The organism is Fulvivirga ligni, assembly GCF_021389935.1.
GTDB classification, from domain to species: Bacteria; Bacteroidota; Bacteroidia; order Cytophagales; family Cyclobacteriaceae; genus Fulvivirga; species Fulvivirga ligni.
This window is the reverse complement of the sequence record NZ_CP089979.1, coordinates 3,898,068-3,912,503: the sequence shown is the minus strand read 5'-3', so window position 1 is coordinate 3,912,503 and position 14,436 is coordinate 3,898,068. Positions and strand designations below refer to the sequence as shown.

At 39.3% G+C, this 14,436-nt stretch carries 12 protein-coding genes; 5 read left to right on the top strand and 7 right to left on the bottom strand.

The features are described 5' to 3' along the window. Window positions 1-129 precede the first annotated feature (129 nt). Together LVD16_RS16605 and LVD16_RS16600 are read left to right on the top strand one after the other, a co-directional pair. The gene (locus LVD16_RS16605) at window positions 130-822 is read left to right on the top strand and encodes a response regulator transcription factor (RefSeq protein WP_233769395.1); all 693 of its coding nucleotides are present in this window, start codon (window positions 130-132) and stop codon (window positions 820-822) included. 112 nt (window positions 823-934) lie between these two features. After that, on the top strand, window positions 935-2,458 hold the full coding sequence (locus LVD16_RS16600) for a peroxidase family protein (protein WP_233769394.1): 1,524 nt from the start codon (window positions 935-937) through the stop codon (window positions 2,456-2,458). Between the two features lie 28 nt (window positions 2,459-2,486). Here LVD16_RS16600 and LVD16_RS16595 read toward each other — a convergent pair whose 3' ends face one another. Beyond that, window positions 2,487-3,113: a deoxynucleoside kinase gene (locus LVD16_RS16595; RefSeq protein ID WP_233769393.1), complete on the bottom strand. Its 627-nt coding sequence runs from the start codon at window positions 3,111-3,113 to the stop codon at window positions 2,487-2,489. A 394-nt stretch (window positions 3,114-3,507) separates the two neighbouring features. Between LVD16_RS16595 and LVD16_RS16590 the strand changes: the two genes are divergently transcribed. Next, complete coding sequence (locus LVD16_RS16590) at window positions 3,508-5,115, top strand: hypothetical protein (protein WP_233769392.1); 1,608 nt, start codon at window positions 3,508-3,510, stop codon at window positions 5,113-5,115. A gap of 44 nt (window positions 5,116-5,159) precedes the next feature. Here the strand turns inward: LVD16_RS16590 and LVD16_RS16585 are convergent, their stop codons facing one another. The 6 genes from LVD16_RS16585 to LVD16_RS16560 all read right to left on the bottom strand — a co-directional run bounded on the left by LVD16_RS16585 (window position 5,160) and on the right by LVD16_RS16560 (window position 11,495). Beyond that, on the bottom strand, window positions 5,160-6,581 hold the full coding sequence (locus LVD16_RS16585) for a TlpA family protein disulfide reductase (protein WP_233769391.1): 1,422 nt from the start codon (window positions 6,579-6,581) through the stop codon (window positions 5,160-5,162). 109 nt (window positions 6,582-6,690) lie between these two features. Next, a complete protein-coding gene (locus tag LVD16_RS16580; protein ID WP_233769390.1) occupies window positions 6,691-7,509 on the bottom strand; it encodes a hypothetical protein in 819 nt (272 codons plus the stop codon). After that, window positions 7,506-8,105: a hypothetical protein gene (locus LVD16_RS16575; protein ID WP_233769389.1), complete on the bottom strand. Its 600-nt coding sequence runs from the start codon at window positions 8,103-8,105 to the stop codon at window positions 7,506-7,508. Before LVD16_RS16575 ends, LVD16_RS16580 begins: the two co-directional genes overlap by 4 nt. A 22-nt stretch (window positions 8,106-8,127) precedes the next feature. Next, window positions 8,128-9,228, bottom strand: coding sequence for a glycosyltransferase family 4 protein (locus tag LVD16_RS16570; RefSeq protein ID WP_233769388.1), 1,101 nt, complete (start codon window positions 9,226-9,228; stop codon window positions 8,128-8,130). Between the two features lie 3 nt (window positions 9,229-9,231). Beyond that, complete coding sequence (locus tag LVD16_RS16565; protein WP_233769387.1) at window positions 9,232-10,272, bottom strand: hypothetical protein; 1,041 nt, start codon at window positions 10,270-10,272, stop codon at window positions 9,232-9,234. 68 nt (window positions 10,273-10,340) lie between these two features. After that, complete coding sequence (locus LVD16_RS16560; RefSeq protein ID WP_233769386.1) at window positions 10,341-11,495, bottom strand: glycosyltransferase family 4 protein; 1,155 nt, start codon at window positions 11,493-11,495, stop codon at window positions 10,341-10,343. Between the two features lie 233 nt (window positions 11,496-11,728). Between LVD16_RS16560 and katG the strand changes: the two genes are divergently transcribed. Next, entirely contained in the window at window positions 11,729-13,981 is a 2,253-nt protein-coding gene (katG, locus tag LVD16_RS16555) for a catalase/peroxidase HPI (RefSeq protein WP_233769385.1), read from the top strand. 262 nt (window positions 13,982-14,243) lie between these two features. Next, window positions 14,244-14,432 carry a hypothetical protein gene (locus LVD16_RS16550; RefSeq protein ID WP_233769384.1) on the top strand — a complete coding sequence of 63 codons (189 nt, stop codon included), beginning with the start codon at window positions 14,244-14,246 and terminating at the stop codon, window positions 14,430-14,432. The last annotated feature ends 4 nt before the right edge of the window (window positions 14,433-14,436 follow it).

The window sequence follows — 14,436 nt, the reverse complement described above, 5'->3', positions numbered from 1 at the left end:
ATAACTATACAAATATAATTATTTCTCTTTTTCGTATAATTCATTCTTATAATCTAATAATTAATTTGAATAACCACATAATATCTCTAGTTTAGGCCCAATACTTTGTTGGTTTTAACTAATTGTGCTATGTATCTCACTCAGGACAAACTGCAAATGAGCAGTGTTAACCTGTTGATGATTGATAAGTGGCTTCGTGATGGTAAAATTACGCTGGAAGAGGTGGGTGACATCATGCCGTGCATCTTTCATTTGGATAACGCTGATCTATCCATTCGTTATTTGAATAATTTCGCTAGAGACAAATTAGAGCTCACGTTGGATGAAGCTCGGTACCTTGGTAATGGCTTTTTCGACAAGTTCTATCATAACTCTAGTCAGTTCCTTAAGGACGAATTGAATCGTTTTTATAATAGAAAAGATTTCATTCGTAGCTACCATAATATTATTAAACTTTGGTACCCAAAAGAACGAATCTTTAAGCTGAGTATCATCTCGGCTAAGCGGGCCAGGTATGAAGATGGCATGTATATTATATCTCAGCCTTTAGACCAGGTTCAATATTCTCCTAGAAAAATACAGCGTATAATCGAGGAAGAACGATTCATTCAGGATAAATACGCTTGCTTCAACTCTCTCACCGATCGTGAGAAAGAAATTATGGGCTTATTGGCCTTGGGGCATAACAACCCATCAGTGGCTGACTATCTGTTTATCAGTAGAAAAACTGTAGAACAACACCGCAAAAACATCAATAAAAAGCTAAATATAAATTCGTTTGTATCGCTTTTAAAGTATGCTCAAGCGTTTGATTTGGTTTAATGGCAAAAGGACTATGGAGGGGAAAAATCCCCTCCATTATACCCAAACTTAGGTATTGAAAGTGGCCTATTGATTATCGAATTTCGATAATCAAAAACTAACCCACACAACAATGCCAGAAACTAAACTACCAAAAGCAGAAAAGCATGTGCATGGAATGACCAAGGCTAAGGGATGTTCGCACTTGCGGTTAGGATCATTTTGTAAACTTTTTCCTGACCTAGATACCTGGGCTGACGATTACCACATAAAAACTCCAAAAGAGGCTGAACATGTTGCTGAGCTCTTGGGGGGCGTGAACGGCGTGATGCATGACTCACAATTATCATCCAAAAATAGTACGCTGCCGGCCGCATATACTTTCTTTGCTCAATTTATTGACCATGATGTTACCCTGGATACCACCACACAACTTCACGGAGGAGAGCAACCAAAATCCAAATTAGAAATGGTAAGCTGCCCGGTAAAACATCATGACGATTCTTTACCGAACCTTAGATCAGCTTCACTGGATCTGGATTGCATCTATGGTTTTGGGCCAGAAGCCAGCCCTCATCTGTATGATGATACGCAACATGGCAGAATACTTACCGGTAACGAGTTTAACCCGAACGACCTGGCCAGAACTTCAGCAGGTACTGCTCTAATTGGAGACCCCAGAAATGATGAGAATATTTTTGTATCTCAGCTGCAGCTATTATTTATAAAATTCCACAATAAAAGATTGATAGGAAGAGACTTCGAAGAGGCAAAAACAGATGTCATTTATCACTATCAATATTTAGTATTACATGATTTTCTAAAGCGAATTTGTGACAATGAAGTGTTTGATTATGTGTTAGACGAAATCCAGCATAAACAATATCCTAAGTTCAATATCATTGATCCTCACGGGAAAATATGCATGCCTGTGGAATTTTCAGTAGCAGCATACCGCTTTGGTCATAGTTTGGTTCGTTCACTATATCCTATCAATAAAGATTTTCCTGCTATAGAGCTTTTTGATGAAAGATTTAGCACCACAGGCTTTAGCCACGTGCCGCCAGAATTAACCGTAGACTGGAGGTACCTATTAGATGTTGATAAAAAGCAAAATTATGCCCGTTGCAAAGCCCTTGATCCGTTACTAACAGATGAATTGATCAGGCTACCTAACCCTATCGTAGGGAAATTTGCACCTGAAAATAATAGATCATTGGCTTTTAGAAACCTCTTAAGAGGATATGTTATGCGTTTGCCCTCCGGCCAGAAGGTGGCAAAAGAGCTCAGCGATCATTATCCTATGATAAAGCCCGGAAATCTTAATAATAAGCTGAAATTAGAAGAATTATTCGAAGAGCATTGCTTTGAAAAGAAAGAGGCCAATAATTTAGCCAAGCATACGCCACTGTTCTTTTATATACTGAGAGAGGCTGAAAAGGTTGGGGAAGGAGAGAAGCTAGGTCCGGTAGGATCAGCCATATTACTAGAAGTTTTTGGCTCTATGCTCTTACACTGCAACAGCTTTTTACATGCTAAAGATTGGGAAGTAGATTGCTGCTTAAAATCTATAAAGGATAATTGTGAAAGCCCCAGTGAAGAGGCCAAAGAAGCAACTTTTACTCTAGCGGATGTAGTTCGCTATGTAAACTCATAATAGGAAAGTAAGTTAACCCCACAGTGGGTTAACTACTTTTACTGAATAAACCATGTAGCTCTACATCGATTTTGTTTACAATGCCTGAAAAATCTTCAGGGTTAGCCACATAATCGAGGTTATTTACATCTATTATTAAGAGTTTACCCTCTTTATAGTTTCCAATCCAATCAGTATAATGCTGATTGAGATTCTTTAAGTAATCTAATCTGATAGCGTTCTCATAGTCACGACCACGCTTTTCTATCTGACTTACCAACTTAGGAATGTCAGCCTTCAGATATATCATTAGATCAGGAGCCTGCACGTGCTCCAGCATAGAATGAAACAGGTTTAAATAGCTGTTATAGTCCCGGTCATTAAGGTACTCTGATTTATACAGGTTATTCGCAAAAATGTAGGCGTCCTCATAGATGGTTCTATCCTGTATAGTAGTAGTAGAACTTTGACGAATGCGCTTAATTTGGTTAAACCTGCTATTGAGAAAGTAAATCTGTAAATGAAAAGACCATCTTTTCATATCCTCATAAAAATCCTGCAGATAAGGATTATCATCCACTGATTCCAGTTCAGCATGCCATTTATAATGTTTGGCTAACATCTTTGCTAAGGTCGTCTTTCCACATCCAATATTTCCGCAAATAGCAACGTGCATAATTCTTCTACTTTTTTGAGCTGCAAAAATACACAACCTCTGCGAACTTAAAACTGAAATAAAAAAAAGAGGTTGCCACCTCTGGCAACCTCTTCGAATAACCTTAATTAACTTTTACTATATGAAGAGTTTTTTACTATGGCACAAATGTAAAGCGCTTCCATCTTGCATTCAGAATTCGCTGATTAAGTGTTTTTTATATGTGTATTCAAACCTTAATAATCAGATAATCTCCAATCGTTTCATCATGAGAGGTTAATAAATAAATTATCCCGTGCTAAAATCGGTGAACCTGTAGAAATAGCATATGACTAATACAAAGTGCGTGTTACACAAAAATGAATAGTCTTATTTCTTATTATTTTATAAATTGGGCGCTTTAATTTTTTAAATCATGATGAATAGATATTTGATCTTATTTTTTTTCACTTTTTGTATAAGCCATCTGCAAGCACAAGAAGTAAAGGTGAAGGCAGGCCCACCATATAGAGTAATTGACGCCTCACACAAACTATACTTCCATGAAAGAGGTGAAGTAATGACCGTAAAAGTGGCTGATAGATTAATTTACATTCAGCGTTTTGATGCCAACATGAAATTCAAGACGCAAAGAGAATATAAGGATTTACCAAAAAATGCAGCGATAGAACGGATTGCCGAACACAACGGTAGCTACTACCTCTTTTATTCGCTATGGAACAGGAGTAGGGCGGAAGAAGAGCTTTATTACCGTGAAATACATTTCTCTGATGGCACCATGGATAAGGAAGCCAAAAAGCTTTTATCTGCAAAAGGAAAAATAAGCGGCACAGCTGTAGGACATGGTTTTAGGCTTATTGTTCAAAATAAATTCGACTTCCTTTATTCTCATGATCAGGCGAAATTGCTGATACAATACAGAAAGGTACCTGAATTTAAAAGTGACAAAAAGAGTCATGATATTATAGGAATGCACGTTTTTGGTCGATATTTCGATCCCATTTGGAATAGAGAAGTAGAAATGCCATATACTGAGAAGATGATGAACAACTTGGACTACTCAGTGGATACAGATGGTAACGCTTACGTACTGGCTATGGTTTATAATGATAAAACCACGGATAGCAAATGGTCAAATGAGGGCTCACCAAACTATCATGTGGAGTTATTAAGCACCAATGGAAAGAGTAAAGAAATTAAAACAACCTCAGTTACTCTACAAGACAAGTTCATCAATTCACTTTCACTTTTTGAGAGTTCTCCAGATTATATGATTTGTGCAGGTTTTTACAACGATGGTAAAAGAGTACGAGATACAGATGGTATTTTCGCTTGTAAAATCAACAAAGCAGGAGAGGTTTATGATAAGAGCACTATTGAAGTGCCATTAGAATTGATCAATCAGAATGCATCCAAACGAGCGGTTAGGAAGAACACTATCAAGGAAACAGAGAAAGAGGATGAAACGGCTGTAATACCAAATTTATATTTCGACTATGCAAATGCTCAGGCTGATGGTAGCATTGTTTTGGTTGGGGAACAGTTTGACATAAAGACTTACACCAGCTATGTAAATGGTAGAAGTAGCTCCAGAACGGTATTAAATTATGGAGACATAATGGTTGTAAAGATTTCTCCGGAAGGAAAGCTCGGCTGGATTAAAAAAGTACCCAAAAGGCAAGCGGGCACAAATCAGGTAGGAAGCATGTCATATTCATATTTCCATGGAGGCACCAACCACCACTTTATATTCCTGGACACTGACGCCAATAAGGATCTAACTGATGATAAAGTGCCTGCAGTTTCCGGTAATGGGGGCACAGGACTTTTCACAGATTATGTAATAGATGACACTACAGGTGAGATGAAGCGCCTAAACCTATTCCATACTGACAATGCAGACAACCTAAGAGCTTACCAATTGACCCCTACAAGAGCAGTTCAAACTGCTGATAATGAATTCATTGTAGAAGTGTATAAAAAGAAGAAGGAGGATGTTCTTCTGAAAGTGGAAATAAAATAAATTAAAACCCCAAGCTGGATAAATATCAGCTTGGGGTTTTAATTTTATGCTGCTGGTCCTTCCAGTGCCCTGTCCAATTCCGAAATCAATTTCTCTCCACTACTAGGCCTTTGGGCATCAGTAGAGAAGATCTTTCCTTCTATATCAATTATAATATAACGGGGAATTCCTCTCACCTTGAATGCCTTGGTTATATTTGAATTAAAGTTACCAGAATCGTTCACCTGCATACCTTTAAAATCAGGATGCTCTTCCAGGTATTTAAGCCATTTCTCCTTGTTTTCATCCACCGATATATATAGAAATACAATGTCATTATTTTCTTTATAGTGGTCCTTAATCTTCTTAGCATGAGGCATTTCGCCAAGACACGGACCGCACCAGGTGGCCCAAATATCGATGTAAACCACTTTTCCCTTTAAATCAGATAAATGGAAAACCGTTCCATCAGGATCCATTGCCTCCACATCGGGGGCAGGTTGGCCATTAGATATGGCATACCAATCTCTATATTCATCTTTTAGCGTTTCATTATAATCGGAATCAGGGTATCTCTCATAGTAGTTAGTGAGAAAAGGCTCTAGCTCAGCTACGTTGCCTTCATTTAAATAGGACAAATAACCTTGAGCTAGCAATTGCTGAGCAAACCGTTTGGATATATCCAAGCTGTCTATCACATGTTTGTAATGAGTAATTCTGTTTACAGTATTAGCTGTATCTGCCTTCCAGGCCTTGCTTCTTGCTAGATACATCAAATCCATTGCATAATCACTGTTACCATCACCAATGGAAGCATTATCAAATACGTCTAGCTCCATTTGCACAGCCGCAGCTGAATCTCTCTGTATATCTATATTTCTGTAATTTTTTAAATAGCCAAAGAAACTGGCTTCAAAATAGTGCTTTTCCCTTATCATTTGAGCTTTCAGATACCGATTAAATGCCTCCGAGAAATGTGGCTTCACGCTATCTATTAGCGCCTGGCTTTCACCAAACCTACGATCATACTCGCTGACTACCTGAGCACTATCAAAATCTGTAAAATCGCCATAATTAATTAGACTTCGCAATTTTAAAAACACTTTAAATTTATCGCTGCCTCTGCCTGAGACTACTTCGATAGGTGTTTCGTGCTTATTGTCGGTTTCAAAATAAATGCTATCACCAGGCTCCACAAATATCTTATTAAAATCAAAACCACTGTTAAGCACAATTTCCTTTCCCTCAGACAGTGGTATCGTAACAGCAAAATTACCCAGCGTATCAGAGAAGACAGTATCTAAGCTTATGGGGGTGTTATAACTTAACTCTTTACCATAATCACGAACATCAATCAGAACAGAGTCTTCAGCTCCAACATACTGACCGCTAATGTAAGCTACTGTAGGTTTTGTTTTTTCAGTCCGGCAGGCAGCAAAAACACTGGCTGCCAATAATAAAAAGAGGTAGGAGGTTGATCTTTTCATACATTAACTAATTAATTAGTTAATCAAGGTAGAATTATTTTTAATCATATCAAAATTATATGATTATTACGTTTTGCTCTGATTAGATATCTGCCATAATCAAGGAAAATTAATCTAATCTACTCCGCCAAAACTGATCATCGAACTTACGCGGAAAGGGGATAGCCGTATGCTTGTCTCTCCAGGGAGCCAGCTCATACCAGGTATTAAATCCTGCCGCTGTAAAAATCCGTTCGGCTCTGGAAAACCATTCTATTGGATCAGCTTGCTGAATCACTTCCACATCATCTCTTTGCAACGGCTGGTCTGTGAGCACCACTATTCTAGGATGACTCTTTTCCAACGAAGCCAGATCATGAGCATAATCTATCAACACCTCAACTTCAGACAGTAAAGACGTATGGCACACCACCCAAATTGAATCACATAACTCACTACTAGATAAATAGTTATGAAAGCTAAACTCAAGTATAGTTTTAACATCCTCCATCTCGTACGAAAACTCCTTTAGCCAAACATCATGATCCGGCTCCAGCTCTTCAAATATATAGCTACTTTTATAATGCAAAGGAGCACTAATGAGGGGCTGATAGACTTCCCACTTTAATCTACGGCATAGCAGATACACATTACAGTGTCCAACTAGCGACATATCTAGCTCACCCAGCATTCCTGCAGGAAAAGTATCAATATAAAAATCAGTGATTTTGTGCTCTTTTAGCTGTAGCTGAAACCATGGCTTGAGCATGGCCTTTGTGAAAGGAAGAGCAGGATCGAAGTAAATGACCTGCTCTCTATCGAACATATCAAAGGCAATTTTATTATTGGTAAAAACGATAATAGATGCATCTGGAAGCCACTTTTCGCTAAATTTCTTTACTCGGGTTAAGTGACCGAAACCTCCACTAAAAGCGTAAAAGCCGATCATTTACCAATATTCACCAGCTCAGTACAAATAATGTATTTTTCTAAAGGCTTCATATCAGGAATCATCAGAACAGCGGGAGCCATGGTATTCTTAAAACCTCGAAGGGAGTAATCCTCCACCTCCAGAAAATCAGAATTGGGATCAAAGCGCATAGAGTTGATCTCACTATCACTCTTCTTTAATTTTATTCTATTGCCATCATAGATTCTGATATCAAAGGCATTGTTCATTTCTTCATTATTGGCAATACTGATCTTATCTTCCTTTATCTTCACTTTCCACAAAAGCTCCTCATTGCTATCTCTCAATTTAAAGCTTTCTCTATCCTTATACTTCACAGCATATCGGAAATTGTCGTTATTGTCGTAATACTTCCTCTTGTCATCTCTTTTAAGATCGCCCACTAGCGTTTCATCACCTACATGTAGTACCAGGTCTTTTCCGTTGATAATGATCTCAGCCAGTGAAATATTCTTCTGATTATTGATATAGTAATAGTCACCAGCATCCAGAGGCTCTTTCTCTTGAGGATATTCTATTGGCTCTACGTAATCTACCTGAGTCTCTCTATTATGGCCTCCAGAACAGGCTGCCATAAATAGGCTAGAACTCAATAAACTATAGCATAAGGTTTTTATAAGCATTGATTTCATCTTCAAGAGTATATTTGGTGTTAATTGTATTTTTAAGTTTTCCACCCATTTCAGTTCTTTCTCCCTTATTCATTGAGAAGAATTGATACAGGGCTTTTTTACATGCATCATCATTGCCAGCCTCGAATAACAGACCATCGGTGCCATCACTAATTACATCAGCCATCCCATCTACATCAGAGGCTATTACCGGCACTCCTAATGCACCTGCTTCAAGTAATACATTAGGCATTCCATCATAATAGGAGGGAATTACCATAGCATCGCAGCACAAATAATATTTCATAAGCTCATACCTATCATGGAATGGCAATATGGTATAGCTGCAGCCTACCTGCTCAAGCAAGTCAGTTAAATGCTCCTCGGTTTCGCCTATCAAGAGCAAGTGTGTGGTTTCAACCCAACTGGTTCTTCTCAATGCTTCAAGAAAGAAGTCCAGCCCTTTTTTTGCTTTTAATTGACCAAACAATCCCAGCACCGTCTTTCCATTAGAGTTTGAAGCCTTCCAATCATTAGCAAACTTCAATTCGCTGTCGGTAGCCCGCCATTCCTCCATATTAATGCTGTTAGGAACAAAGTGAACGTTATCAACCTTTAGCCACTTCTGAATCTTAAACACCTTGTCAGTGCTTACTGCACATATTTGTGATGAAGCCTCCAAAACATCCTGGAGAATCCCTCTTTTTCTTGGTGTGAAAATCCCGGCATCCAAATCATTTCCCCTAATTAGAGTAATCAGCTTTACACCAAGCCATTGACTAAACACGGGAGCCCCAATCATAGATAAATAGCCGCCAAAGCAGACTATTGAGTCTATTCCTCCAATAGTTTTAATATGATTCCAGGTGATGTTCAGCACATGAGCTTCGTTATTAACATAGGGTATAGCAGTATATCCACCATTCTGCTGCTGTTGCCTTCTTATCTTGACCTCCTTATTCACAAAATGGATGATCTCAATCTGCACTCCAGCTCTTCTTAATCCATCAACTATTCTATCACAAGACTGAGCCATTCCACCTCTTTGGGGCGGATAGTTGTCAGTCAACCATAAAATCACAGACATACATTAGCTATCAAAGGCAGTAACAGAATCATCATCTAACACATAATCACCGGTTTCTGTATAGTCAAAGCCATCATAATCATAATCGTCAAAATCAGAACCATACCACAAATAGGGCATAGCCATCATTATTGCACCATCTTCCACATCATCAACATCATCTCGCTCAGACCTTTCCAGCCTTGTAGTTTTTCCTTCGTCGTAGATTGGGTTTAGCGGCTGGAACAGACTATATATTTTCTGCATGGTATCCAGAAACACCGCCACTTTAAGCACATTTCCTTTACCCACTGTTTTTATCTTCACCTTGGCCTTAGCAAGGTAATGGCCATTATGATCCATTACGGTAATACCACCTGCAGGCTCTTTCTTTAATTGATACTCAGACTTGGGCAGTGACAGCTTCACGAAGCAATAGTGTACAAACTTGGTCTTGGTCTTTATCTTGGTTTTACCACTGGCAGATCTCTTAGTCCACCTAAAATCTTTGATATCGTCGGCAACCACGAACTCAAGCGCAGCATTATCCGCCATGGTAAGTCTGGCCACTATGTATTTGGGTGAGTATAATTTCATATCTCTGCCTCGGACGTTTGACTTTACCGGTGTAAGCACCGTTCTGGGTATTCTAAAATCAAGGTTAGCCGATAACTTGGCTTCACCACCTACTTTCGCCCTTAGGATGTTAAGCACTGGTATAAAGAATAGACGCAGATAGTTATTTACATCACGCTTCTTCAGCTGCTTCCGGTAAACCAATAGAACAATGCCTGATGCTAAAAAGATACCAATTGGAATCAATGCATACACTTCCAGAAAAGGTAAACTAAAAAGAGACAGGAAAGTCAGTACGAAGCACACTATGGCAGCTTTCAGAAAGGAGCTTATAGTATCATCATTTCTTTTATCAAACTTAGATACCTTGGTAAGCAGCGCCAGCCACTTATCAATTTTCATGGTGGTGCTCACCACTTTTTCATCTATAAACTGCTGCTGAACAGGTGATAAATGCTTGTATTTTTCTGAATATTTATTGTCGGTCACGGGCTGATTTAATTTTGAAAAGCAAGATATAAAATATTATCTGAAACCAAACTTGGATGAATTTCAAATTAAAAAGTAAGTTTAAAAATATTGTCGTAAATCACTGACAATCTTTTACTTATATCTTCCCAAGTATAATTACTAATAAATTTAGCATAAGCATTCTGGGCTAATTTCTCTCTGAAATCAGGGTAGTCAGCAAGCAATCTTATACATCTGGCTACATCAGCTGGTCTGCCAGGCCGGCATAATTTCACCTCCTCATCTGGCGTGAGTATTTCTCGTATCACTGGCAGATCAGAAGCAATTATTGGGGTTTTGCAGGCCATGCTTTCAAAGATCTTCAATGGCGAGCAACCTTGCTCCAAATTACGCTCACACTCGGTAAGGGGAGCCACTGTACACATGGCGTGCTGGATGATCCTATGCAAATCATTCTTATGCAATTGATATCGCCAAATGATTTGATCTTCCAACCCAAGCCTTCCTATCAACTTGTAAAAAGGACGGCTGAACTTAGGCTTATGCGATGAACAAATCACCAGTTTTATCTCTGGCTTATCTTGAAGATATTGCATGGCTTTCACTAGCACATCTACACCTTGCCAGGGCTGAAGCGCACCAAAATAAACAATGTACTGATCCGGCATATCATCTGGCCTACTGTAAGCAGGTATAAGATCAGCGCCATTGGGCAGCACATGAATCTTATCTTCCAAAACATGCCTTTTAAGCAAGTGCTGCTTTATGGTTTGTGAAGGACAAACTATCAGCTGACTTTTTTGAAGACATTCATCCTCTAGTCTGACAATTTTCTCAATAGTATCATTTCCTATATATGGGTATCGGTTAACCAGCTCAATAGAAGGCAAACCGTTCACCTCAAACACGCTGGTAATATGAGCTCGTTCTAATATCGGCTTGCCACTCCAAACATCTCGAAAGTGACCTATCTGAAGACTAAGCTGATTGTCCAAAACGCCATCCAGCCACTCGGAATATTTCAGGGCACGCTTTAAGTAATTAGGCTCTTGTATCGGGCATTCCAGATGATCAAGATGCTCGGGAAACCTTTTATCGGTATGCTTTTGTAGACTCACCAGTAATGTGTCCGGGAATTTGCCTGCTAGTTGTTCTGTGACCTTTTCAATATGTATGGCCGAGCCCTTATAAGAAGGGTAAGGATCAAAGGTGGCGAATATCGATTTATAGTTGTGCTTCAAACTCAATATAACTATGGTAGCTGAAGTCTCAATTTTAATAAAATCATGTCACTTTTATAAACCTCATATCAGAAAAGGTTTTCGAGATATAATTATTCTCTATTAGGCTATAGTTTTTTTAAATTAACAATACTGGACTCAAGGTCATTAATTGAGTAATTTAAGGTGATAGATGATTCGACAATCGAACTTATAATATTGAAATACAAACTTAATTATTAAACCTCCACTTTATGGACAGCTATGAAAACAAAAACGGCGCCGGTGAAAGCCCGGTGTGGGATACCAATGACACCAGCAGATGCCCCTTTTTAAATGGTGGCCTACATTACACCGCTGGCGGTGGTACCAAAAACCGTGACTGGTGGCCAAACCAGCTCAACCTTCAAATCCTTCACCAGAACTCTCATTTATCCAACCCTATGGATGAAGGATTTAATTACGCAGAAGCTTTCAAAAGCCTGAACCTTTCGGCTGTAAAGAAAGATTTAACTGATCTAATGACAGACTCCCAGGAATGGTGGCCGGCTGATTATGGCCATTATGGTCCTTTCTTCATAAGAATGGCTTGGCACAGCGCAGGAACCTATCGTATCTCTGATGGCAGAGGTGGTGCCTCTTCAGGAAGCCAAAGATTTGCTCCATTAAATAGCTGGCCAGATAACGCCAACCTGGATAAAGCCAGACTTTTATTATGGCCTGTTAAGCAAAAATATGGCAATAAAATCTCTTGGGCCGATCTTATGGTATTAGCCGGTAACGTAGCCCTTGAATCTATGGGTTTTGAGACATTTGGATTTGCAGGTGGTCGTGAAGATGTATGGGAGCCTGAAGATGACATTTACTGGGGAGCTGAAACGGAATGGCTTGGCAACAAAGAACGCTATGAAGAAGATAAGCTGGAGAATCCGTTAGCTGCCTCTCATATGGGACTCATCTATGTGAACCCGGAAGGGCCGAATGGAAATCCTGATCCCGCAGCGGCAGCAGAACATATAAGAGAAACCTTTGGCCGTATGGCAATGAATGATGAAGAAACTGTTGCTCTTATTGCTGGAGGTCATACTTTCGGAAAAACGCACGGCGCAGCTGATCCTGGTGAATTTGTAGGCTTAGAGCCAGCCGGTGCCAGTATTGAAGAAATGGGCTTAGGCTGGAAAAACACTTTCAACTCAGGTCATAGCGAAAACACCATTACTAGTGGGTTAGAAGGGGCATGGACTACCACACCTACCAAATGGAGTAATAACTTCTTCGAGAACCTTTTTGGTTACGAATGGGAACTTACCAAAAGCCCAGCTGGTGCACACCAATGGAAACCTAAAGATGGAGCAGGAGCGGGGCTGGTACCTGATGCTCATGATCCTTCTAAAAAGCATGCACCTTTTATGCTTACCACAGACTTATCGCTTAAGGTGGATCCTGCCTATGAAAAGATTTCCAGAAGATTCTTCGAAAATCCTGATGAGTTTGCTGATGCTTTCGCGAAGGCATGGTACAAGCTTACACACAGAGACATGGGACCTTTGTCTAGATATTTAGGCCCTGAGGTTCCTTCCGAAGAACTTCTATGGCAAGATCCGCTTCCTGAAGCCGATTACGACACTATTGATCATAAGGATATTGCTGATCTAAAGGCCAAGATTTTAGACTCAGGTCTTTCGGTATCAGAATTGGTTTCTACTGCGTGGGCTTCTGCTTCCACTTATCGTCAGTCAGATAAGCGTGGTGGGGCTAATGGTGGTAGAATTAGATTGGCGCCTATGAAGGATTGGGAAGCTAACAATCCTGAGCAACTGGCTAAGGTGCTAAAAGCCTATGAAAGTATACAAGAATCATTTAATAGCCAGGGTGGAAGTAAAAAGGTATCTATAGCTGACTTGATCGTGCTTGGAGGTGGTGCGGCCATAGAGAAAGCAGCCAAAGCTGCCGGACACGATTTAACCGTTCCATTTACCCCAGGTAGAACCGATGCTAGTCAGGAGCAGACAGATATAGAGTCATTCTCTATATTAGAGCCTAACGCTGATGGTTTTAGAAACTTCTTTAGAAATCAAGATCACATCTCTGCCTCTGCTGAGGAAATGCTTATAGATCGTGCACAGCTCATGAATCTTACTGCACCTGAAATGACTGTACTAGTAGGTGGGTTAAGGTCATTAGGAGCTAATTATAATGGCTCTAAGCTGGGAATATTCACTGATAAGCCAGGTACTCTTAGCAATGATTACTTCGTGAATCTTCTGGATATGAGAACCACATGGAAAAAAGTCTCTGATGATGAATTAGAGTTTGAAGGTACAGATAGAGTATCTGGAAGTACCAAGTGGACTGGTTCAAGAGTAGATCTAATTTTTGGTTCTAACTCTGAGTTAAGAGCCATTTCTGAGGTATATGCCTGCAGCGACAGTAAGCAGAAGTTTGTTACTGACTTTGTAAACGCATGGACCAAAGTTATGAATGCAGACAGATTTGATGTAAAATAAATTCTTTTATAATCAGGTTAATTAGTAGAAAGGCATCCTGTATTCAGGATGCTTTTTTTTATGTCACACTCTTTAACCATCACCAGTGAAATCATCTCAAAATAATCCTCTTATATAGTGATTGATGATGCCTTCTTTGAACAATTCTCAACAGTTTGTTGAAAATCTGAGACTTATTTTTCTCAAAAATATGCTATACGTCGGGTTACTAATATGGCCTGGTTGTTGATTAATAGATGTTAGAAATAAAAAATTAACGATCATGGACATCAATGATATATACAGACAACAAGCTACAGAGCTAAGTGATTTTGTGAAGAAAAGAGTCTTTGTTAAATCATTAAGACCAACAGAAGAGAACTCAACTAGTTTCTCAGGAACCCCAGGAGTAAACGTACTTCATAACGATTATGGGCACAACCCTATGAGTTATGAGTATATCAATAAGTAATACA

Coding starts and splice junctions, on each gene's coding strand:
- LVD16_RS16605 (WP_233769395.1), top strand. CDS start 130: ATGTATCTCACTCAGGACAAACTGCAAATGAGCAGTGTTAACCTGTTG.
- LVD16_RS16600 (WP_233769394.1), top strand. CDS start 935: ATGCCAGAAACTAAACTACCAAAAGCAGAAAAGCATGTGCATGGAATG.
- LVD16_RS16595 (WP_233769393.1), bottom strand. CDS start 3,113: ATGCACGTTGCTATTTGCGGAAATATTGGATGTGGAAAGACGACCTTA.
- LVD16_RS16590 (WP_233769392.1), top strand. CDS start 3,508: ATGATGAATAGATATTTGATCTTATTTTTTTTCACTTTTTGTATAAGC.
- LVD16_RS16585 (WP_233769391.1), bottom strand. CDS start 6,581: ATGAAAAGATCAACCTCCTACCTCTTTTTATTATTGGCAGCCAGTGTT.
- LVD16_RS16580 (WP_233769390.1), bottom strand. CDS start 7,509: ATGATCGGCTTTTACGCTTTTAGTGGAGGTTTCGGTCACTTAACCCGA.
- LVD16_RS16575 (WP_233769389.1), bottom strand. CDS start 8,105: ATGGCAGCCTGTTCTGGAGGCCATAATAGAGAGACTCAGGTAGATTAC.
- LVD16_RS16570 (WP_233769388.1), bottom strand. CDS start 9,228: ATGTCTGTGATTTTATGGTTGACTGACAACTATCCGCCCCAAAGAGGT.
- katG (WP_233769385.1), top strand. CDS start 11,729: ATGGACAGCTATGAAAACAAAAACGGCGCCGGTGAAAGCCCGGTGTGG.
- LVD16_RS16550 (WP_233769384.1), top strand. CDS start 14,244: ATGGACATCAATGATATATACAGACAACAAGCTACAGAGCTAAGTGAT.